The sequence below is a fragment of the Microbulbifer mixtoriginis (SeqCode) genome, assembly GCF_052467515.1.
In genome coordinates, this window is record NZ_CP174314.1 from 4,701,790 (window position 1) to 4,724,012 (window position 22,223).

Annotated in this window: 20 protein-coding genes; 15 read left to right on the forward strand and 5 right to left on the reverse strand. The window is 51.7% G+C overall.

The window, feature by feature from the left end:
• Window positions 1-71: 71 nt before the first annotated feature.
• The 8 genes from ubiE (at window position 72) to tatC (ending at window position 5,638) form a co-directional block, all read left to right on the forward strand.
• The gene (ubiE, locus tag ACJJIT_RS20340; RefSeq protein WP_252083834.1) at window positions 72-821 is read left to right on the forward strand and encodes a bifunctional demethylmenaquinone methyltransferase/2-methoxy-6-polyprenyl-1,4-benzoquinol methylase UbiE; all 750 of its coding nucleotides are present in this window, start codon (window positions 72-74) and stop codon (window positions 819-821) included.
• Between the two features lie 53 nt (window positions 822-874).
• Window positions 875-1,504, forward strand: a complete 630-nt coding sequence (locus ACJJIT_RS20345; protein WP_444899502.1) for a ubiquinone biosynthesis accessory factor UbiJ — start codon at window positions 875-877, stop codon at window positions 1,502-1,504.
• A gap of 2 nt (window positions 1,505-1,506) precedes the next feature.
• Window positions 1,507-3,117 (forward strand): ubiquinone biosynthesis regulatory protein kinase UbiB, encoded by a 1,611-nt coding sequence (gene ubiB / locus ACJJIT_RS20350; protein WP_444899503.1) that lies wholly within the window; start codon window positions 1,507-1,509, stop codon window positions 3,115-3,117.
• A gap of 55 nt (window positions 3,118-3,172) precedes the next feature.
• Complete coding sequence (gene hisI, locus ACJJIT_RS20355) at window positions 3,173-3,586, forward strand: phosphoribosyl-AMP cyclohydrolase (protein WP_252083831.1); 414 nt, start codon at window positions 3,173-3,175, stop codon at window positions 3,584-3,586.
• Window positions 3,587-3,594: 8 nt separating this feature from the next.
• Entirely contained in the window at window positions 3,595-3,933 is a 339-nt protein-coding gene (locus ACJJIT_RS20360) for a phosphoribosyl-ATP diphosphatase (RefSeq protein WP_252083830.1), read from the forward strand.
• Window positions 3,934-4,044: 111 nt separating this feature from the next.
• The gene (tatA, locus tag ACJJIT_RS20365; RefSeq protein WP_252083828.1) at window positions 4,045-4,308 is read left to right on the forward strand and encodes a twin-arginine translocase TatA/TatE family subunit; all 264 of its coding nucleotides are present in this window, start codon (window positions 4,045-4,047) and stop codon (window positions 4,306-4,308) included.
• Between the two features lie 29 nt (window positions 4,309-4,337).
• The gene (gene tatB, locus ACJJIT_RS20370) at window positions 4,338-4,886 is read left to right on the forward strand and encodes a Sec-independent protein translocase protein TatB (RefSeq protein ID WP_444899504.1); all 549 of its coding nucleotides are present in this window, start codon (window positions 4,338-4,340) and stop codon (window positions 4,884-4,886) included.
• Entirely contained in the window at window positions 4,883-5,638 is a 756-nt protein-coding gene (tatC, locus tag ACJJIT_RS20375; protein WP_444899505.1) for a twin-arginine translocase subunit TatC, read from the forward strand. Before tatB ends, tatC begins: the two co-directional genes overlap by 4 nt.
• A 383-nt stretch (window positions 5,639-6,021) precedes the next feature.
• On the opposite strand, the gene ACJJIT_RS20380 is transcribed toward tatC, so the two are convergent.
• Both ACJJIT_RS20380 and ACJJIT_RS20385 read right to left on the reverse strand, forming a co-directional pair.
• Window positions 6,022-6,216, reverse strand: a complete 195-nt coding sequence (locus ACJJIT_RS20380) for a DUF3149 domain-containing protein (RefSeq protein ID WP_252083824.1) — start codon at window positions 6,214-6,216, stop codon at window positions 6,022-6,024.
• A gap of 270 nt (window positions 6,217-6,486) precedes the next feature.
• The gene (locus ACJJIT_RS20385; protein ID WP_252083823.1) at window positions 6,487-6,720 is read right to left on the reverse strand and encodes a hypothetical protein; all 234 of its coding nucleotides are present in this window, start codon (window positions 6,718-6,720) and stop codon (window positions 6,487-6,489) included.
• 77 nt (window positions 6,721-6,797) lie between these two features.
• Here ACJJIT_RS20385 and ACJJIT_RS20390 point away from each other — a divergent pair, with 77 nt between their 5' ends.
• Both ACJJIT_RS20390 and ACJJIT_RS20395 read left to right on the forward strand, forming a co-directional pair.
• The gene (locus tag ACJJIT_RS20390) at window positions 6,798-7,934 is read left to right on the forward strand and encodes an aminopeptidase (protein WP_444899506.1); all 1,137 of its coding nucleotides are present in this window, start codon (window positions 6,798-6,800) and stop codon (window positions 7,932-7,934) included.
• Between the two features lie 245 nt (window positions 7,935-8,179).
• Entirely contained in the window at window positions 8,180-10,183 is a 2,004-nt protein-coding gene (locus ACJJIT_RS20395) for a hypothetical protein (RefSeq protein WP_444899507.1), read from the forward strand.
• A 720-nt stretch (window positions 10,184-10,903) separates the two neighbouring features.
• Here the strand turns inward: ACJJIT_RS20395 and gap are convergent.
• Together gap and tkt are read right to left on the reverse strand one after the other, a co-directional pair.
• On the reverse strand, window positions 10,904-11,914 hold the full coding sequence (gene gap, locus ACJJIT_RS20400) for a type I glyceraldehyde-3-phosphate dehydrogenase (RefSeq protein WP_444899508.1): 1,011 nt from the start codon (window positions 11,912-11,914) through the stop codon (window positions 10,904-10,906).
• Window positions 11,915-12,003: 89 nt separating this feature from the next.
• Window positions 12,004-14,004 carry a transketolase gene (gene tkt / locus ACJJIT_RS20405; protein ID WP_444899509.1) on the reverse strand — a complete coding sequence of 667 codons (2,001 nt, stop codon included), beginning with the start codon at window positions 14,002-14,004 and terminating at the stop codon, window positions 12,004-12,006.
• 234 nt (window positions 14,005-14,238) lie between these two features.
• On the opposite strand from tkt, the gene ACJJIT_RS20410 reads away from it, so the two are divergent.
• The 5 genes from ACJJIT_RS20410 (at window position 14,239) to ACJJIT_RS20430 (ending at window position 19,623) form a co-directional block, all read left to right on the forward strand.
• Window positions 14,239-15,216, forward strand: a complete 978-nt coding sequence (locus ACJJIT_RS20410) for a metalloregulator ArsR/SmtB family transcription factor (protein ID WP_444899510.1) — start codon at window positions 14,239-14,241, stop codon at window positions 15,214-15,216.
• A 69-nt stretch (window positions 15,217-15,285) separates the two neighbouring features.
• Window positions 15,286-16,506, forward strand: coding sequence for a methionine adenosyltransferase (metK, locus tag ACJJIT_RS20415; protein WP_252083816.1), 1,221 nt, complete (start codon window positions 15,286-15,288; stop codon window positions 16,504-16,506).
• A 95-nt stretch (window positions 16,507-16,601) separates the two neighbouring features.
• On the forward strand, window positions 16,602-17,987 hold the full coding sequence (gene ahcY, locus ACJJIT_RS20420; protein ID WP_252083815.1) for an adenosylhomocysteinase: 1,386 nt from the start codon (window positions 16,602-16,604) through the stop codon (window positions 17,985-17,987).
• A gap of 61 nt (window positions 17,988-18,048) precedes the next feature.
• Window positions 18,049-18,888, forward strand: a complete 840-nt coding sequence (metF, locus tag ACJJIT_RS20425) for a methylenetetrahydrofolate reductase [NAD(P)H] (protein WP_444899511.1) — start codon at window positions 18,049-18,051, stop codon at window positions 18,886-18,888.
• A gap of 69 nt (window positions 18,889-18,957) precedes the next feature.
• Window positions 18,958-19,623 (forward strand): RluA family pseudouridine synthase, encoded by a 666-nt coding sequence (locus ACJJIT_RS20430; protein WP_444899512.1) that lies wholly within the window; start codon window positions 18,958-18,960, stop codon window positions 19,621-19,623.
• A gap of 91 nt (window positions 19,624-19,714) precedes the next feature.
• On the opposite strand, the gene ACJJIT_RS20435 is transcribed toward ACJJIT_RS20430, so the two are convergent.
• Window positions 19,715-22,069 carry a Tex family protein gene (locus ACJJIT_RS20435; protein WP_444899513.1) on the reverse strand — a complete coding sequence of 785 codons (2,355 nt, stop codon included), beginning with the start codon at window positions 22,067-22,069 and terminating at the stop codon, window positions 19,715-19,717.
• Window positions 22,070-22,223 lie beyond the last annotated feature (154 nt).

The following is a 22,223-nucleotide window of genomic DNA, read 5'->3' on the forward strand; positions in this document are numbered from 1 at the left end:
CATGGGCACTGTTCCGCCGGCTTGGTCGATGTACAATGGCGCACTGAATTTGGCTCAGCAGGCAGCACAGCATGAAGGATCGCAAGACCACCCACTTCGGCTACCAAGAGGTCCCGGTGGAGGAAAAGGCCGGTCGTGTGGCGGAAGTGTTCCACTCAGTGGCGGCGCGTTACGACGTAATGAACGACTTGATGTCCGGGGGTATTCACCGCCTCTGGAAGCGTTTCACCATCGAATTGTCCGGTGCGCGGCCGGGACAGAAAATTCTGGATATCGCCGGGGGCACCGGTGATCTCACCGCGCGTTTCTCGCGTATTGTGGGCGCCAGCGGTCAGGTGGTGTTGGCAGATATTAATGAATCGATGCTTAGGGTAGGCCGCGACCGCCTGCTCGATCGTGGCATTGCCGGCAACGTAGTGCCGGTACAGGCGGACGCCCAGTACCTTCCCTTTCCGGACAACACCTTCGACTGTATTACCATCGCTTTTGGTCTGCGCAATGTCACCGATAAAGACTTGGCGCTGCGCTCCATGTTGCGGGTACTGAAACCCGGTGGGCGCTTACTGGTACTGGAGTTCTCCAAGCCGGAATCGAAACTGCTGGAAAAAGTCTACGATCACTACTCGTTCCGCCTGCTGCCATTTATGGGGAAATTGGTGGCCAACGACGCGGAGAGTTACCGCTACTTGGCGGAGAGCATCCGCATGCATCCGGATCAGGAAACGCTCAAGCAGATGATGGTGGATGCTGGATTTGTCGATTGTGAATTTCACAATATGACCGGTGGCATTGTGGCGTTGCACCGTGGTATCAAGCCCTGAGAGGTGCCCGTCGTGATTGACCCCCAAGTGATGGCACGAGGCCAATAACCACCATGAGCGATCCCACCTATCGCGCGGGTTTTGACGCCGCGCTGGAAACCGCTATTAATACTGCCTTGCAATATGATCCCGCGACCCGAGCACGCCTGCAGGAATTGGATGGCAAAATCATGGCGCTCGACCTGACGGCTCCAAAGTTGCAATGCTGCCTATGTATTGAGGGCGATCAGGTGCGCGTGCGCCAGCACTGGGAGGGAGATGTAACGACCACCATCAGCGGCTCGGCTATTTCCCTGGTGCGATTACTAAAGGACCCCGATGCCACGCCTGCGGCACTGCGTGTCTCTATCAGCGGTTCCAGTGCCCTACTGGCCGAGTTGCAGTGGATCATGAGCGATCTGGATATCGATTGGGAGGCACCACTTGCGCAAGTGTTTGGCGATATTCCCGCCCACTCCATCGGCAATGTGCTGCGCAGTGCTAGTAGCTGGTTAAGTGCCAGCCTTAGTCGCGCGCCGGTTGCGGCCGCAGAGACGATCAGTGAGGAATGGCAGTTGACGCCACCACAGGCACAATTTGAAGCTTTCGCGGATGACCTCGCCGAGTTGTCCCTGGCCACCGAGCGCCTGGAGGCGCGGGTGCGCCTGCTGCAGGAACAGTTTTCCCGCGGGGAGGCCGAGTAGTCTTGCCTATATCCCGTACTTTTACTATCGCGCGGGTTTTCCTGCGCCATCGCTTAGATCTGTTATTACCGGCCGAACGCCGCCCCCTGTGGCTGCGGGGATTACTGGCTCCACTCAAACTGTTGCCGCAACCAAAGATGGAGCGCGGCGAGCGACTGCGCCGCGCCCTGGAAGAGCTGGGACCGATCTTTGTGAAATTCGGTCAGCTGCTCTCCACTCGGCCGGATTTGTTGCCGCCGGATGTGGTTGAGCAGCTCGACTATCTACAGGACAAAGTACCGCCCTTCCCCAGTGATCAGTGTCGCGCATTGATTGAGGAAGCCCTTGGCGCTAGTGTCGATGAAGTCTTTGCCAGCTTTGAGCACGAGCCCCTAGCGGCAGCTTCGGTGGCACAGGTTCACGCCGCCGTGCTTAACAGCGGCGAGTCAGTCGTGGTCAAGGTGCTGCGCCCGGGCATCGGCGAAGTGATTCAGGAAGATTTGCGCCTGTTGCGGGTGATTGCCCGGGCTATCGAACGCTTCGTGCCAGAGGGCCGCCGTCTGCGCCCGGTGGAAGTGGTGGAAGACTACCGTCATACCATCGAGGGTGAGTTGGATTTAACCCGCGAGGCGGCCAACGGCACCCAGTTGCGGCGTAATTTCACTGATTCTCCACTGCTATATATCCCCCAAGTTTACTGGGATTACACCCGCGAAAACTTGCTGGTGCTGGAGCGTATCAATGGTATTCCTGTCACTGATTTAGCGCAGCTGCGCGAGCAGGATACCAATATGCCGCTGTTGGCCGAACGCGGCGTGGAGATCTTCTTCAAGCAGGTTTTTGAATACAACTTTTTCCACGCGGATATGCACCCGGGCAATATTTTTGTCTCCCGGGAACACCCGCAGCGTCCGCAGTATATCGCCATCGACACCGCCATTGTCGGCAGCTTATCGCGAGAAGATCAGTACTATCTGGCGCGCAACCTGCTCGCCATGTTCCGGCGCGATTACCGCATGGTGGCGGAACTGCACGTACAGAGTGGCTGGGTTCGTGCGGATACCCCTGTAAACGCCTTCGAGGCGGCAATTCGCGCCGTGTGCGAGCCGATTTTTGAGAAACCCCTGGGGGAGATTTCCTTTGCGCGGGTATTGATCAGCCTGTTCCAGACTGCGCGACGCTTCGATATGGCGGTGCAGCCACAATTGGTGTTATTGCAGAAGACCCTGTTGAATATAGAGGGTTTGGGACGCCAGCTTTATCCGGAATTGGATCTGTGGAAGACTGCTCATCCATTTTTGGAGCGTTGGATGCGTGAACGCATCCACCCCAAAACACTGGTGGGCGAGATCAAGCGCTACGGTCCCGAGTGGCTGGAGAAGTTTCCACAGATGCCGCAATTGGTCTATTCAGCCCTTGAGCAGTCGCGGGAATTGGCGCCACAACTGGAAAATATCGGTGAAAAACTGGCGAGCAGTCAGCGCCGTGGGCGCTGGCAGTATTTGCGTCGGCTCGGCGGTGTGCTGCTCGCTGTAGGCGCCCTGGCCTTAAGCCGGCCGCAGTGGCTGGAGCAGTTGCCACCCTCTGGTTGGGTATTGGGCATCGCAGCCCTGATTTTACTGCTCTGGCCCTAATGACACTGGCGGCAGTATTTTGCCGGCGTCGCGCCGGCCTACACTTGGAATTCTGATGGAAGAGACATTGACTCAAGCTGTGCCAACAAGCGGCTTTATTGATCAGGTCAGCTGGAACAGCGATGGCCTGGTACCCGCCATTGCCCAGGATTTTAAAAGCGGTCGCGTGCTGATGATGGCGTGGATGAATCGCGAGTCTCTGGCACTGACCGCTAGCGAGGGCTATGCGGTCTACTGGTCGCGTTCGCGCAAGGGCCTGTGGCGCAAAGGGGAGTCATCCGGCTTCCTACAGAAAATACGCGAGATTCGCCTCGACTGTGACGGTGACACCGTGCTGTTAATGGTTGAGCAAGAGGGCGGAATTGCTTGCCATACGGGCCGTAGCAGCTGTTTTTACAACCTCTTGCAGGACGGTGAATGGCGCGTTAGCCAACCGGTATTGCAAGACCCCAAAGCCATCTACAAGTGAGCCCGGAAATGAGTGATCTGCTGCAACAACTCGATGCGGTACTAGAGAGCCGCAAGTGCGCAGAGGATGCCGATAAATCCTATGTGGCTAGCCTGCATAGGAAGGGGCTCAACAAAATACTGGAAAAGGTGGGCGAAGAAGCCACCGAAACAATTCTCGCCGCCAAAGATGCGCAGGCCAGTGGCGACAACCGGGATATGATCGCCGAGACGGCGGATCTCTGGTTTCACTCATTAGTGATGCTTTCGCACCTGGGAGCGGACTCCCAGGATGTAGTGCGTGAACTGGGTCGACGCTTTGGCCTCTCTGGCCTGGAGGAAAAGGCATCCCGCAGTAAAGAGGGATAAGAATTCAGTTGGAAGGACTGGCGTAACAGTCCTCTGATAATTTGTGGTTTTACCCATGGTGGCCAATGGCAATGCAAATCGGCTGCCGTATTAAATGACATGGAGACAATTATGGGATTCGGTGGAATTAGCATCTGGCAGCTGTTGATTATCTTGGTCATTGTCCTGCTGCTTTTCGGAACCAAGCGCTTGAAAAACCTCGGTGGTGATCTGGGCGGTGCACTGAAAGGCTTCCGCAAAGCGGTGAAGGACGATGATAAGGATGAGGACAAAGATAAAGACAAAGACCCTGAGCGTCTTCAGCACGATGAAGAAGAAAAGCCGCAACAGGGCAGCACCTCGAAAGAAAAAGACAAGCAGTCCCAGGACAAATAATTCGGCACTGTTAACGCGAGTAATGCCCCGTGTTTGATATTGGCTTTTTTGAACTGCTACTGGTCGCGGTAGTGGCACTGCTTGTGGTGGGCCCGGAGCGCCTGCCCGATGCCATCCGCACGACAGCGCGCTGGTGGTCTGGCCTGAAGCGAACCTTGCAAGGTGCGCGTGAGGAACTGGAACGGGAAGTCGGTGCCGACGATATCCGCCGAGAACTGCACAATGAGCGCATCCTCAAGGAGATCGAAGAGAGTCGCCGGGAAATGGAGCGTACCTTTAGTGAGGCTAACCGCGAGGTGAATGAATCCCTGCAGCAGCAGGAGGAGCCACAGCCCAGCGAGTCGGCCAAACCTAAGGAAAAAGCTCCAGCCAAAGTGCCCCAGGAGCCCGAACATCCGCGCGCGGAAAAAGAAGACTATTTACCGGAGCAGGATGAAACCGTTGAAGAGTTGCAGGACCCGGAATACCCGGAGCACTGGCACGATTTAGGTGATCCCGAACTGAATCCGGAGCACCCGGAAAATACGCCTAAAAACGTAGAAAAAGAGTCGCAACAGGAAAAAGATAAGCAACCATGAGCGATCAATCACAAGACAGCCATCAGCCCTTTATCGATCACCTGATCGAGCTGCGGGATCGGCTGCTGCGCACGTTACTGGTTGTAGTGGTTTTGTTCGCCTGCCTGGTACCCTTTGCTTCGGATATCTACAACTTTATTGCCAATCCGCTACAGGAGCGTTTGGTCGGCGATGCAGGCATGATTGCCACAGAGGTGACCTCCACCTTCCTTACGCCATTTAAGACCACCTTTATTGTATCGTTTTTCATCGCCATTCCCTTTGTGCTCTATCAGGCCTGGGCTTTTATAGCTCCCGGTCTTTATAAAAATGAAAAGCGTATTGCGATTCCAATCTTGGTCACCAGCGTATTATTGTTTTACGCCGGTGTGGCCTTTGCCTATTTCGTAGTGTTTCCTATTTTATTTGATTTCTTTGTTGGCTCGGCCCACGCAGATATCAAAGTTATGCCGGATATGCGCAGCTATCTGGATTTAGTATTGAAGTTGTTTTTTGCCTTCGGCTTCGCTTTCGAGATACCCATCGCCACGGTGTTATTGATTTGGAGTGGCGCAGTGGATGCCAAAACCCTGGGGAGTAAACGTCCCTATGTGATTGTGGGCTGCTTCCTGATCGGTATGCTGCTCACCCCACCGGATGTTATCTCCCAGTCCCTACTGGCCGTACCCATGTGGTTGCTGTTTGAGGTGGGAATCTTGTTTGGTCGCTGGATTACATCACGCCGGTCAAAAGAGCAAGCCGAGCAGTCTTGATTTGCGGATTTTTAAAAATTACATTTCCGCCATCAGTTAAACGGCTCGAAGTAGTTTTTCAAATCAACATTTTGCTTGCGCAATAAAATGCCCCGACTGCTTTCGCAGCCGGGGCAGTCGCCCTGTTGTTTTACCTGCCCTAACCAAAATCCAACGCCGTGCTCTCAAACAGAGCTGGTTGTGGGTAGACAGTCTGCGTTCCATGCAATAAAAAGCCGAACGATATTGGTTTTTGCGCCACTACTGGCAAGCCCCCATCGCAACAAAAACCAAACGGTCAGCTGAGGAAATTAGCGATTAAGATCCGAAACTCCTGTTTCTTAAAATAACCGCCTGCGCCGCAAAAAACTTGCGGCAATGGTACTACCCTGAGACCCCAGGTATTAGCGAGATGCAGCCGCCGTTTTATTGACACGGGTGGCTGCAGCGCGCTCTTTCTTTTCCTGCTCCGCTACTGCTTTTTCCACATTGTTGCTAACCAGTCGATAAAAATAGAATGCCATCAGGAATATAAACCCGATTACGGCCAGACTGAGCAAGCCGGAAAAGCTGGTAAATAGATCAATTAAGGCATCCATCTTTCTCTCCAGTACGCCAATGCTTCAGTTATGCAGTGTATGGAGTAGTGCTACAAACCTCTTGACCTAAATCAACTGGGCTTGAGTTACTGGAGAAGAGAAGGATCTGTGGTCTTTAGCTGGGCGTATATAAGCGGATACCAAGTGCAGGTGTTCTTAGGGGGCTACTTTTCCTAAAGGAGAAGGTGCAGTACTGCGACTGACCAGTATTTTACTTGATAGAGTTAGCTAGATTCATATATGCACTTTAGAGCATAGGGAGTTTTTTCATCAGTGCAGCACAAAACTTAATAGCAGGCAGGCAAGTGCTGCGCCCCATAGTAGATATAACTCCTGCTCCTGGCGCCAGCGAGGGAGAAGCAGCACAAGTGCCAAGGGAGGTATAAAAAGAGCGAGGAATCCAGCTATAGTGCTGTCGTCAAAGCACACTTTCACTAATCGCAGCCATGCAATGGCGGCAAAAGCCAGGGCAAATACTGTCAGAACCGCGCTAACTGGCATCATGCTATAACCCTTAGAGGCTATTGAAGGGGAAGAAAAGGCCCTGGCCAGATCACATTAAAATGACAATAGGAAAGGAAGTGTATAGCAGATTGCTTATCACGGGCCTGCCAAAAAAATGGCTTAATTTGCGCTTATGGCTGCTTATCATATCACTGTATTTGGCGGGGTGTGAAACCGTCGGTTATTACGCCCAAGCAGCTGCCGGCCAGTGGCGTATTTTGTCTGGGCGTCAGCCGATAGAAAAAGTCATTAATGAACCGGGTACCAGTGAGCAATTACAACAGCAGCTACAACTGGTATTGCAGATTCGTGCCTATGCAGCTGAAGTTTTGCAACTGCCGGTAGGTGATGCCTATAACGCTTATGTACAGTTAGATGACACCTACCCGATTTGGAATGTCCTGGCAGCGCCGGAGTTTTCCCTTGAGCCTAAGCGCTGGTGTTACCCTATCGCCGGCTGCGCCAGCTACCGAGGTTATTTTCGCAAGTCTGCGGCAGAGGCAAAAGCGAATCAACTGCGCGGACAGGGCTATGATGTATATCTGGGCGCGGTGCCCGCTTACAGCACCCTCGGTTGGTTTAACGACCCAATATTATCCAGTTTTGTTAATTGGCCTCAGGAACGCCTAGCCGGTCTTTTATTTCATGAGCTGGCCCATAGAAGGGTTTATATCTCCGGTGATACCCAGTTCAACGAGAGCTTTGCCACCGCCGTCTCAGAAATTGCCCTACCCGGCTGGCTCAGCAGTCAGGGCCTGGTCAGCTCCGCAGCTCAAGCCCGCTCAGAAACCTTGTCTGTGCGTCAATTGATGGCAGCCGCACGCAGCCAATTACAAACAGTCTATCAATCTTCACAGCCAGATGATTTAAAGCACGAACAAAAAGCCCGGGTTTTATCCCGATTACGTCAATGCTATAGAAAGCTATCTGCAAACTGGCCCAATCCAACTCGCTACCAGAGCTACATAGAAAAAACGAATAATGCCACCCTGGCTCTAGCCGCCGAATATGAATCCCAGGTGCCTGCCTTTAAGCAGCTTTATTTGGATAGTGGTAGTTGGGAGGCTTTTTATAATGCTGCGCAAAGGTTGGGGGATTTAAGTAAAGTTAATCGCGAAGAACGTTTACGCCAGTTGGGGGATGAATATCGCCGGTCAAACTCAGAGATAAAGCAAGGAGGGCTAGATGAAATGAGTTGCATTTTACATGATTAATATAAAAATTTCTTAGACGCCCCTTTCTTGGTAAAGGGTTTTTATTGGGAATTTTTCTAACCATAAGAAGGATCAAACCTGATCCTATCACTATCAACAAGCCATGTTCAGATATTTATTTGCATTTTGTGACAGCTAGTTAGTGTAATTTCAAAACTTCATCTCTTAATTTTTCTGGCCTGGCTCTGCTTGTTTCTTTATAGTCCCGTCCCTCAGAATTCCATCCAGTATGAATGAGTAGAATGATGTACCCTAAATTCTTATCCAATTTTCTAATAATTGGTTGCTTATTACTTCTATCAGCTTGTAGCAGCGATGATAAAGACAAGAATAATCAGCTCCCCGAGAAAACGGTTAGCTTGACGATTGAAGGATATGTGGAAACTACGAGCTTTATCCATGCTGAGGTGAGGTTACAGGTAGCTGATACTGAATTTTATGGAGAGGTAGATGCGTTAGGGAATTACTCTATCGATATAGATATCCCTGAATCTCAGATTGATAGCTTTGTAAGAGCTGAAGCCATTTTTCCTGCCGAAAGTAGTATAAGACTTGTGAGTCTACTTGGCTCTGTAAGAACTTTACTAGAGAAATCTGGTGAAGACGGAGTTCTAGTACGTGCTGAATTACTTGATGTAAATATTACCTCTCTTTCAACTGCTCTCTCAGCAGTTATAGAAACTACAAATGATGGCCCAGTTATATCTCAATCTCAATATGAGTTGGCCTATCACAAGATAGATGCCTCTGTAGTATTTGCTATTGCCACATCTTTAAAGATGTTAATTAATGATTCACCTTATTTAGTTGAAAATGGTCTTGGCCTACCTGAGAAATTCATTGATATTTATGAATTAGCCACAAATTATAACGAAATATCTCTTTATGTTGCTAAAGTCACAGATAGTGTTTTTGATCTATTTGTGGAAACAAAAAAGGAAATTGTTAGGGAGGAAGGGATTCTCGCTTCCTCACCATCTAAATTTTCTTTTATCGCTGATTCATATTATCTACCTTCAAAGGGGGTAAGATTAATTCTAAGGGATGATGGCACAGGTGAAATTAATAGTTTAGTGGATAGCGTAGATATTACTTGGGTGCAAACTAATAACGCTATTATTATAGATGGAGCAGATCTAGTAATAAGTTTTAATTACAATGAATTTGATTCATCCTACGAAGAAACACACTATAAAATTAATAAAATAAATTGGCTTTCTGAAGGCTCAAATCACGACTTGATTGTTATCGATGCGCAGGAGTATGAGCATTCTCAAAATGAAGAATATAAGAATTCAGTATTTGGAGATAGAACAGATTTGGCAATTGCACTTCGATCATCTGGAATGCTTCCTATATCTGATAAAATTGAGTTAGGGAAGTTGTATAGCCTTCCTATAGTGACTACACCAAGTGAAATTATTAATCCTATGGTTGAAATAACTTCAAAATATACCGTAAAAGTCTTAGATATGCGCTTTCATGGAAGTTATGAAAGTGGTGGTATTGTTGATATTACCTTCCCAGAAATTAATGAAAGTGGTGAATTGTTTGAGTTTGAGAGATCTGGAGTTTGGTATTTAGATTATGATGACAAAATCGTGGTGGAAATGCCAAATGGAGTTAAGTTAATTTATTGTTTTTTAAATTATGAATACAAAGATCTAGACTGGGTATTTGTACTTGAGGACTTTGAAGGAAAAAAAACAGCAAGATTTTACACGAGTTTCGTTCAGAATTTAAAGGGTTGGGAAGAGACAGAGATTTCAGGTATTTACCAGTTGACAGATCCAAAATACAGTTTCTGGTGGCCGCTAGATCACTATTGGGTTGAATTAAAAAATGATGGGGCTGTAATGATGATAAGTGCTTACGACTCAGATTTAAGTGGAAGCCTAGAGGATGATGAGATTAGTATTCGTCATGGACTGTGGAAACTTAATAGTAAAAATAATATAGAAATTAGGCAGTACTCTGATCAATCATATAAAGATTGTGACCCATTGTCTTGGAATCCACCTATGAATTCTGATTGTCAGCTACATCTGGTACGTAATTGGGAAATATTCAGTGTTGTCGACGACCAAACTCTTCATGTTAAAAGTAACTTTCAGTTTTTTTCTAATACTGAAGGGGAAAATGTTCCAAGTGATTCGAATGGTAGTAGGCTTAATTTGGAATCAACTTTAATCTACCACTCGGTAGTGAAAAAATTATCTGAAAGACCAATCAATATTCCTTATCAATAGCTTATATTTTCTATAAGCTTTAATTTTCGATAGTAAGTGTTATTAGGAAAGAGAGAGGTCAGTTGCTGGTTTCAGCGCCTCTCCTTACCAGGTGAAAATATCGACAGGTTACTACCAGTCAGGTGAGAAAGGTACGATACTAACTCTATAAGCTAAAAAATAGCTGTTGTCTGGCTGTAACTGTAGACTTTCTGGAGAGAGGCTGAATGGCGGTTAGCTAAAAATTGCGGCGAAATCTTGGACCAGAAGATAGCCTTATGGTTAAATTCTAAAGTGCCAAAACCTTAAGTTTAACCACACTTTATAATAATGACCGACAAAAAATATTAGGAAATCTATGATTTGACTCTAAAGAAGAGGAGTCGATTGAAAGTGAAGAGTAATTTAAATAGACACATAGGGTTATTGTTGAGTTACAAGAACACTCTGTGAGCAGATTTATAAGTGCTATAGATTTAATTTTTACATGCTCAAACAGCTTCTCTCAAAAGTCTTCCCTAAAGGGCCCTGACATTTACAGTATGAAGGTTGAGATTTGTCAATTTGCATTCTGTCGACTGAAGCCGGTTAAGTTATAACTGGTACGAGAGATATACAGTTGTACTTATAATAAGGTGAAGAAGTGATCTATTTTCAGTGTAAGAGTATGGTAATTATGCTTTGAAACCAAAATATATGAATAGACGCCAAATGAAAAATAATAGAGTGTTTTTCACTCTATTATTTTCCCAACTTGCTTGCCACATCCAACATCCGATTCGCAAACCCCCACTCATTATCAAACCAAATCAATATCTTTACTAATTTTCCGCCGGCAACCCGTGTTTGACTGGCATCAATAATTCCCGAGCGCGGGTCGTGATTAAAGTCGCAGGAGGCGAGGGGTTCTTCGGTGAAGCCGAGTACGCCTTTAAACTCGGTCGCAGCTGTGGATTTTAGTAAAGCGTTGATCTCACTTTGACTTACGTCTTTTTGCAATTGAACCGATAGATCAATAGCGGAGACATTGACCGTGGGTACGCGCATAGCCTGGGCTTCGAACTTTCCAAATAAGTGCGGCAATATGCGCTCGATGCCGCGGGCGAGTGCGGTGTCGACGGGAATAATTGAGGTAACGGCGGAGCGTGTTTTTCTTAAATCGGTGTGGTGATAGGCATCGCTTACCGGCTGATCGTTCATGGCGGAGTGGATGGTGGTCAGCACGCCCGCTTCTATACCAAACGCCTTGTCGAGCGCTGCGATTACCGGCACGCTGCAATTGGTGGTGCAGGAGGCGGCAGAAATAATAGTTTCATTGCCGTTCAGGGTGTGATCGTTAACCCCATAAACAATGGTGGCATCCACATCGCGGCTGGCGGGCTGGGAGAATAAAACTTTTTTTGCCCCTGCGGCCAGGTGCAGTTCGGCACAGCGCCGCTCTTTAAAACTACCGGTGCATTCAAGCACGATATCGACATTTTCTTCGCGCCAATTCAGGTCTTCCAAACGCTCGAAATGCGTAACTGCGATGGAATCGCCATTAACTGTTAGTGTGTCATTTTTCACTGAGACATCACCGGCGAAGCGACCGTGTACCGAATCGTACTTGGTAAGGTGGCCGATGGTAGCGCAGTCTGCCAGCTCGTTGATGGCGACAATCTGTAGGGTATCGCGGGCGCCGGATTCGTACAGAGCGCGCAGAACGGAGCGGCCGATACGGCCATAGCCATTAATGGCGAGTCGGGTGGTCATAGCGGTATATGCCGGATAGGAATTGAAGGCGTAGCCGAGACGCCCCTTGCGATATTGTGTGCAAGGGGCGCCCGGCTAGAGTGCTGAAATTAGTTCAGCACTTTCTCGACGGTTTCCACCACATTTTCCACGGTGAAACCGAAGTGGTGCATCAGCTCGCCGCCGGGGGCGGACTCACCGAAGCTGCTCATGCCGATAATGGCGCCGTCAAAGCCGACGAACTTATACCAGTAATCCTGGTGGCTGGCCTCTACGGCCACGCGTGCGCGCACGGCGGAGGGCAGTACCGATTCGCGGTAGGACTCGTCCTGTTCCATAAAGGCCTCGGCGCAGGGCATGGAAACCACACGCACCTTCTTGCCCGCGAGCTTCTCTTGGGCGGCCATGGCCAGTTCCACCTCAGAGCCGGTGGCGATAATGATCGCTTCCGGGGTGCCGTCGCAGTCGGACAGTACATAGCCGCCCTTCTCTACCTGGGCCAGCTGTGCGGCGTTGCGCGGTTGTGGCGCCAGGCCCTGACGGCTGAACACCAGGGTGCTGGGGCCATTTTTACGGGCGATAGCCATTTTCCAGCTCACTGCGGATTCGGTGGCATCGCAGGGGCGCCAGGTGTGTAGATTGGGGGTAGAGCGCAAAGCACTCAGCTGCTCAACCGGCTGATGAGTGGGTCCGTCTTCACCAAGGCCGATGGAGTCGTGGGTGTAGACAAAGATCACGCGCTGCTTCATCAGTGCGGCCATGCGCACGGCGTTGCGAGCGTATTCCATAAACATCAGGAAAGTGGCGCCATAGGGGACGAAACCGCCGTGCAGGGCGATGCCGTTCATCATGGCGCTCATGCCGAACTCACGCACGCCGTAGTAGACGTAGTTGCCGGAGGCATCTTCTGCGCTGACGCCCTTGGAGCCGGACCAGATGGTGAGGTTGGAGCCGGCCAGGTCGGCGGAACCACCGAGGAATTCAGGCAGCAGCGGACCGTAGGCGTTCAGTGCATTCTGGCTCGCCTTGCGCGAGGCGATTTTCTGCGCATCGTCCTGGCACTGCTGAATATAGTCATCGGCCTTTACAAAAAAGTCTGCGGGCAGTTCGCCGCGCATACGGCGCTCGAATTCGGCAGCCAGCTCGGGGAACTCTTCGCGGTAGTCGGCGAAAATGTCTTTCCACTCGTCTTCCTGGGCTTCACCTTTGGGTTTGGCGTCCCAGTCGGCATAGATCTCCGCGGGGATTTCGAAGGGGGCGTGGGCCCAGCCGAGGGTTTCGCGTACCAGGGAGATTTCATCGTCACCCAGAGGTGCGCCATGGCATTCTTCGCGGCCCTGCTTGTTGGGGGAGCCGAAGCCGATCACGGTTTTACAACAAATAATGGTTGGCTTATCGCTGTTCGCGCGGGCCTCTTCGATGGCGGCTTTAATGGCGGTGGCGTCGTGGCCATCCACATTGGGGATTACGTGCCAGCCATAGGATTCAAAGCGCTTGGACGTGTCGTCGGTAAACCAGCCTTCTACTTCTCCGTCGATGGAAATGCCGTTGTCGTCATAGAAGGCGATCAGTTTGCCCAGGCCCAGGGTGCCGGCCAGGGAGCAGGCTTCGTGGGAAACACCTTCCATCAAACAGCCGTCACCCATAAATACATAGGTGTGGTGGTCGACCAGCTCGTAACCCGGACGGTTGAACTGTGCCGCCAAAACTTTTTCAGCCAATGCCATGCCAACGGCATTGGTAATACCCTGGCCGAGAGGGCCGGTAGTGGTTTCTACGCCCGGCGCATAACCGTACTCCGGGTGGCCCGGGGTTTTGGAATGCATCTGGCGGAAATTTTTCAGCTCTTCGATCGGCAGGTCGTAACCGGACAGGTGCAGCAGCGAGTACAGCAGCATGGAACCGTGGCCGTTGGAGAGCACAAAGCGGTCGCGGTCGGCCCACTCGGGGTTGGCTGGATTGTGCTTCAGGTAGTCATTCCACAGCACTTCGGCGATATCCGCCATACCCATAGGCGCACCGGGGTGTCCGCTGTTGGCTTTCTGGACGGCGTCCATAGACAGGGCGCGAATAGCATTGGCCTTGTCTGTGCGAGAGGGAGTAGAAGACATAGGAAGAACTCTCTGATTTTCGGATGGCCGCGGGGTGCTCTACAGGCGCTTCCCGCAGCGACAAAATGGGGGCGTATTTTCCCGTAAAGGTGTGTCTCACGCAAAGGCTTGCGGAGGGAAATTGCTATTAAGTGAAGCAACAATTGCCCTGGTTTATGTGCAGATGGTGGCCATAAGCACCTACATCAAAATAATTTTATGAAGCTATATCAAAGTTCTTTGATATAGAGGGGTGTGCCTGATAGACTCGTCCGCATGTCTGAAATCCAGCCCATTTCTCAATCCGGCACCGGCGCGGAAATTCCCCAACTGGCGGCGACCCTAAAAGCTGCGGGGGATCCCCTGCGTCTGGAGATTTTGCGCCTGCTTAGCCAGGACTCCTACAGCGTGCTGGAACTCTGCCGAATTTTTGATCTGCGCCAACCGGCCCTGAGTCACCACCTCAAGGTGCTTGCCCAAGCGGGGTTGGTGAGCAAGCGCCGCGAGGGCAACAACCTCTTTTACCGGCGCACAGGCAGCACACCGCTGCTCGCTCAGCTGTTCGCCAACCTGGACCAGTTGCCGCTATCAGACGCGCGGGCTCAATCGGTGGCGCGTATCTCGGAGGAGCGCGCCGAAGCCTCGCGTCGCTTCTTTGCGGACTACGGCAATCGCTTTCGCGAGCAGCAGGAGTTGATCGCCAGTTACAGCGTGTATGGCCCGCAGGTGGCACAGCTGCTCAACTCTGGCCGCCATGCCCTAGAGGTGGGGCCCGGCGAGGGGGAGTTCCTACAGGAGTTATCCCTGCGTTTTGCCACAGTCACTGCGCTGGATCTGTCCTCGGCTATGTTGGAGCGCGCCCAGGCATTCGCCGATGAGCAGGGCCTGGCCAATATCGAATTTGTCTGTGGTGACACCCGTGCTGCAGCGGCACGCCCAGCCAGTGCGGACAGTATTGTGGTGAATATGGTATTGCACCACACCCCCGACCCCGCACAGATTTTCCAGGACTTACAAGGCGCGCTGAAAAGTGGTGGCCAGTTACTGGTGGCAGAGCTACAGGAGCACGGTCAGGACTGGGCGCGGGAAGCCTGCGGTGATCTATGGCTGGGATTTGCCCCCGAACAGCTGAGCCAGTGGGCACAAACTGCCGGTTTAAGGGACGGCCGCAGTGTCTACAGTGCGCTGCGCAATGGCTTTCAGATTCAGATCAGAGAATTTGTAAAACCCTGACAACTGCAGTCGATTGTCAGGCCCAGAATTTTGCTAACCGCCCGCGGCGGAACACATGGAGACTCTCACATGAGTGAATACAAACTGTTTACCTCGGAATCCGTGTCTGAAGGGCACCCGGATAAAATCGCCGACCAGATTTCCGACGCGGTATTGGATGCTCTGTTGGCTCGTGACAAGCAGGCGCGCGTTGCCTGTGAAACTCTGGTAAAGACCGGTATCGCGGTTATTGCCGGGGAAATCTCCACCTCCGCCTGGGTTGACCTGGAGGAATTGGTGCGCAAGGTGATAACTGATATTGGCTACACCTCCTCCGACGTGGGTTACGATGGGGAAACCTGTGGTGTGATCAACGTTATCGGCAAGCAATCCCTGGATATTGCCCAGGGAGTCGACCGCGCCAAGCCAGAAGATCAGGGTGCTGGCGACCAGGGCCTGATGTTTGGCTACGCCACCAATGAAACACCGACTTTTATGCCGGCGCCTATCTATTATTCCCACCGCTTGGTGGAGCGTCAGGCTGAGGCACGTAAGTCCGGTCTGCTGCCCTGGTTGCGCCCGGATGCCAAGAGCCAGCTTACTTTCCGCTACGACGACCAGGGCCGTCCCTGCGCTATCGATGCGGTGGTGCTTTCCACTCAGCACAATCCCGATGTAAGCCAAGCCGACTTGCGCGATGCGGTGATGGAGTTGATCGTACACCACACCCTGCCGACAGAGTGGCTACACAAGGACACCAAATTCCATATTAACCCCACCGGTAATTTTGTGATTGGCGGCCCCGTCGGTGACTGTGGTCTGACCGGGCGCAAAATTATCGTGGATACCTACGGCGGTTCCGCGCGCCATGGCGGCGGTGCCTTCTCCGGTAAGGACCCGTCCAAAGTGGACCGCTCTGCGGCCTATGCCGGTCGCTATGTGGCCAAGAATATTGTCGCCGCAGGCCTGGCCAAGCGCTGTGAAATTCAGGTGTCCTATGCCATCGGCGTTGCCGAGCCTACCTCGGTTGCCATCAATACCTTTGGCACTGGCGTGGTTTCCGAAGAGAAACTGGTGGAGCTGGTGCGCGAGAATTTCGATCTGCGCCCCTATGCCATTTCAAAATCCCTCGATCTGCTGCACCCCATGTATCAGCTGACTGCAGCCTACGGCCACTTTGGTCGCGATCCCTTTACCCACACCTATAACTGGGTGGATGGCAACGGCCAAGCGCGCAGTGAAACTTTCACCGCCTTCCCCTGGGAGAAGACTGACAAGGTCGATGCGCTGCGTGCGCAGGCGGGCCTGTAATCTACTGGATAAACGCGGCTCCATATTGTGAGTTGCTATCAGGAGGCGCTGCGGCGCCTCAGTGAGTGAAAAGAACATTACTGGAACTCAAAAGAATGAATCAAATGAGCACTGAATTTAAAGACTTTAAGATCGCGGACATCTCACTGGCCGAGTGGGGCCGCCGTGAAATTGAAATTGCCGAAGGTGAAATGCCGGCGCTGATGACTCTGCGGGAGAAATACCGCGCGGAACAGCCTCTCGCCGGTGCGCGTATTATGGGCTGTATCCATATGACCATTCAGACCGCAGTACTGATTGAAACCCTGGTTGCCCTGGGTGCTGAAGTCCGCTGGTCTTCCTGTAATATTTTCTCCACTCAGGACCACGCTGCTGCCGCTATCGCCGCACGCGGAATTCCTGTGTTTGCCTGGAAGGGTGAAACGGAAGAAGAGTATGAGTGGTGTTTAGAGCGTACCGTGGGTGCCGATGTTGCCGGCTGGCAGCCGAATATGATTCTCGACGACGGTGGTGACCTCACCGAACTGCTGCACCGTAAATACCCCGCCGTCCTGAACAATTGCCACGGTATTAGTGAAGAAACCACCACCGGCGTACATCGCCTGCAGGACATGTTGCGTGAAGGCACCCTTAGAGTTCCGGCGATCAACGTCAACGACGCCGTAACCAAGAGCAAAAATGACAACAAATACGGTTGTCGTCACAGCCTGAACGATGCAATCAAGCGCGCCACTGATCACCTGCTGGCGGGTAAGAAAGCGCTGGTTATCGGTTACGGTGATGTGGGTAAAGGCTCCGCCGCTTCGCTGCGCCAGGAAGGTATGATCGTAAAGGTTTCTGAAGTGGATCCCATCTGTGCCATGCAGGCCTGTATGGATGGTTTCGAGCTGGTTTCTCCCTACATTAACGGTATTAACACCGGCACCGCCGAAGGCATTAATAAAGAGCTGCTGGCCAATACTGACCTGATTGTCACCACCACCGGCAATGCCAATGTCTGTGATAAGCATATGCTGGCGGCACTGAAGAGCGGCGCTGTAGTTTCCAATATTGGCCACTTCGATAATGAAATCGATACCGCCTTTATGCGTGAGAACTGGGAATGGCAAGAAGTGAAGCCCCAGGTGCATAAAATAGTGCGCAATAGCGAAACCAATGATCACCTGCTGTTGTTGTCCGAAGGCCGTTTGGTAAACCTGGGCAACGCCACTGGTCACCCCAGCCGTATTATGGATGGGTCATTTGCCAACCAGGTTCTCGCGCAAATTCACCTGTTTGAAGAGAAGTTTGCCGACCTGGCCTCCGATCAAAAAGTGTCTGCACTCTACGTCAAGGTACTGCCCAAGCACCTCGACGAGGAAGTCGCGCGCTATATGGTGGAAGGTTTTGATGGAGTAATTACCCGTATGACCGAGGAGCAGGCCAAATACATTGGTGTTTCTGTCGACGGTCCATATAAGCCCGAAAGCTATAAATATTAATACCCTCATAAAAGATGCCGGCTGTGCCGGCATCTGAATTTCGGAGGGCCTGGAAAATATAATGAAAAATCCCATTCGCATCAGTTTCGAATTTTTCCCACCCAAAACCCCCGAAGGCCGCGTCAAGCTGTATAAAACCCGCGAGGCTTTACAGGCGTTTAATCCCGAATTCTTTTCAGTCACCTATGGTGCCGGTGGTACCACGCGTGAAACTACCGCCAATATTGTTACCAATATGCGCAAAGATGGTATTTCCATCGCGCCGCACCTGTCATTTGGCGGAGACAATGAAGAGACCATTCTAGGATTATTAGATATATATAAAGAGGCCGGTGTAAATCGTATTGTGGCCCTGCGCGGGGATATGCCCTCTGGAATGGGTGCGGTGGCGCAACTGGTCTACGCGAATGAGTTAGTGGCTTTTATTCGCCGCCATACTGACGATCATTTCCACCTGGAAGTTGCCGCCTATCCGGAAATTCATCCGGAGTCCAACAGTTATGATGATGATATACGCTATTTAAAAGGAAAGTTTGAGGCGGGAGCGAATAGCGCCCTGACTCAATACTTCTATAACCCGGATTCATATTTTTATTTCATAGATCAGTGTGAGAAAGCCGGTATCGATGCACCGATCTATCCGGGGATTATGCCAATTATTAACTTCGATAATTTAGTGCGTTTTTCGCGTAACTGCGGCGCAGAGATTCCTCGCTGGCTGAAAAAACGAATGGAAAGTTATCGCGACCCCGATGATATCCGTAAGCTGGGTCTCGAAGTAGTTACCGACCTGTGTGAAACCTTATTGGAGGGGGGCGCACCGGGATTGCATTTTTATACGATGAATCAGATTGGTGCCTCAGAGAGTATTTTAAAGGACCTGGGCCTTGAGGCTCGCTAGTCCTCCTTGATATTTTATAGTGCCACCGGGTGTGGGCATTAGTATTTAGCAGGTTGTAAGAGTTAAATAATGCGTAAATATTGCCCACCAACCGAGCCTTTTTTATCGGTCATTTATCAGGATTCCTCCCTTCTAATTTTAAATAAACCCAGCGGTCTCCTCAGTGTGCCTGGCAGAGACCCGGCCCATAAAGATAGTCTGGCAAGCAGGGTACAAAAAAAATACCCTGAAGCACTGATAGTACACCGGCTGGATATGGATACTTCGGGCCTGTTGGTAATGGCGCGGAGCCCGGAAGTTCACCGCAAACTCAGCACACTCTTTCAAAATCGCAAGGTCGATAAAACCTATCTTGCTAGAGTGTGGGGGGTACCCACTGCAGACTCAGGTGAGGTGGATCTGCCTCTGATTTGTGACTGGCCAAACAGGCCAAAACAAAAAGTGGATCATGAGGTGGGTAAGCCCTCTCTCACGCGTTGGGAAAAAATATCTAGTACAGCAGACAGCAGCTTACTGCGCCTCTTGCCGGTTACAGGCCGTTCCCATCAGCTGCGGGTGCATATGCAGGCGATGGGACACCCGATATTGGGTGATCCATTCTATGCACACTCAGAAGCCTTAGCTGCGGCCCCGAGATTATTATTGCATGCGAGTGCTTTGGAATTTGTGCATCCGGAGACGCAAGAGCGCCTGAGTATTACCAGTGAATTACCAGAGGCATTCTCAGCTGAATAATCGTTAATGCTAGTTTTACAACCGGCTTTGATTTTTCATTAAATAAAAAAGGGCGATCTGGTGATCGCCCTTTATTTGTTGGTCTGTCGTATTATTTTTTATTCTTCATTGCCGCCATTAACAGATCGCCCATGCTGCCACGGCTATTCCCTTGGGCGCCCTTCTGTTGTCGATTGCCCTGCTGCTTGTTATAGCGCTGGGCCTGGCGGTTTTCACGCTGGTCGCCTTTGTTGATACCGCCGCTGCCCTGCTCGCCGGGCTCGTCGGAGAGGCGCATGGAAAGACCGATGCGCTTGCGTGCGACATCCACCTCCATCACTTTCACTTTGACGATATCGCCGGCTTTAACCACCTCGTGGGGATCTTTCACGAACTTTTCTGAAAGCGCGGAGATATGGACCAGTCCGTCCTGGTGCACGCCGATATCCACAAACGCACCGAAGTTGGTGACGTTGGTAACCGTGCCTTCCAACACCATGGCCGGGCGCAGGTCTTTGATTTCCTCAACGCCCTCTTCGAAGCGCGCAGTACGGAATTCCGGGCGTGGGTCGCGGCCGGGTTTTTCCAGCTCGGCGATGATATCGGTAACGGTGGGCACACCGAATTTTTCATCGGTGTAATCCGCCGGGTTGAGGCGGCGCAGGAAGGCGGAGTCGCCGATCAGGCTGTTGATCTCGCGGTCGTTTTTCTCGGCGATGCGTTTCACCACGATATAGGATTCGGGGTGTACGCCGGATTTATCCAGCGGGTTTTCACCGTTATTAATTCGCAGGAAGCCAGCGGCCTGCTCAAAGGCTTTGGGCCCCAGGCGCGGTACTTCCATCAGCTGTTTGCGGTTTTTAAAGGCGCCGTGTTGATCGCGGTAGCTGACGATATTGCTGGCGATGGAGGCAGTCAGGCCGGAAACCTTGGCCAACAACGGCGCTGAGGCAGAGTTCAATTCGGCACCGACACCGTTTACACAGTCCTCTACTACAGCGTCGAGGGAACGCGCCAGCTGAGTCTGTGAAACGTCATGCTGATACTGGCCGACACCAATGGATTTAGGCTCGATTTTTACCAGCTCAGCCAGCGGGTCTTGCAGGCGACGGGCAATAGAGATGGCGCCACGGATGGTGACATCCAGATCGGGAAATTCCCGCGCGGCGAATTCGGAAGCGGAGTACACGGAGGCGCCTGCCTCGTTTACCACCACCTTTTGCGCATTTAATTTGTATTGCTTAATGGTCTCGCCGACAAATTTATCGGTCTCGCGACTGGCTGTGCCGTTGCCGATGGCGATCAAGCCTACATTGTATTTATTGCACAGGGCGGCAATAACCGCGGCGGATTCCTGATGACGGTTTTGCGGCGGATTGGGGAAGATGGCGGTGTGGTCCAGTATCTTGCCGGTGGCATCTACCACTGCAACTTTCACACCGGTACGCAGTCCCGGGTCCAGGCCGATTGTGGCCTTGTGTCCGGCAGGTGCGGCTAACAGCAGATCTTTGAGATTGCGGGAGAAGACCTTGATGGCTTCCTCTTCCGCTTTCTCGCGCAGCTCACCCAACAGGTCAGTTTCCAACGCGGTAAGCAGCTTGATACGCCAGGTCCAGCGCACCACTTCGCCGAGCCATTTGTCCGCCGGGCGCCTTTCGTCGCTGATATCGAAATGCCGAGCGATCATAGACTCACAGGGATGGCTGGCGGTGGCTGGAGTACCTTCCTCTTCTGGTAATCCAACACTGATGGCGAGGATGCCCTCGTTGCGGCCGCGGAAAATCGCCAGGGCGCGGTGGGATGGCACCTTGGACCAGTCCTCGGCGTATTCGAAATAGTCGCGGAATTTGACTCCCTCTTCCTCTTTGCCGTCGAGCAGCTTGGATTTAACCTGGCCATCGCGCTTGAGGAAGTCTCGCAGTTTACCCAGCAGTTCGGCATCTTCGGCAAAGCGTTCCATCAGGATAAATTTGGCCCCGTCGAGGGCGGCCTTGATGTCTTTTACCTGTAAGGAGGCGTCTTCATGATCGGTGTTGAGGTATTGCTGCGCTTCTGCGGCGGGATCGAGGGATGGATCGTTAATCAGGGCGTCGGCGAGAGGTTCGAGGCCCGCTTCGATGGCGATCTGCCCTTTGGTACGACGTTTGGGTTTGTAGGGCAGGTAGAGATCTTCGAGGCGGTTCTTGGTGTCGGCACCGTTGATTTGCTGCGCTAATTCTGCGGTGAGTTTGCCCTGTTCATCAATACTCTTGAGGATGGCTGCGCGGCGCTCTTCCAGTTCGCGCAGGTAGCGCAGGCGCTCTTCCAGTGTGCGCAGTTGGGTGTCGTCTAAAGCTCCCGTTACTTCTTTCCGGTAGCGGGCAATAAAGGGCACCGTGGCGCCTTCGTCCAGCAGGGATACTGCGGCAGTTACCTGTTGGGAGCGTACGTTGAGTTCTTCTGCGATGCGAGCGTTGATATCCAGCATTTGATGTCTATATCCGTTTTCCGGGGGTTCGTACCTTAAGGAGCGGCGTTTGACCGGGAAATAGCCTATCGGTTTCCTTGGCTTTGCGCGGCCCGTTGTCTCTCCTGCAACGGTAAATTGGGGCGGGCATTATGCGTTACCAGGGGCCAGCGAG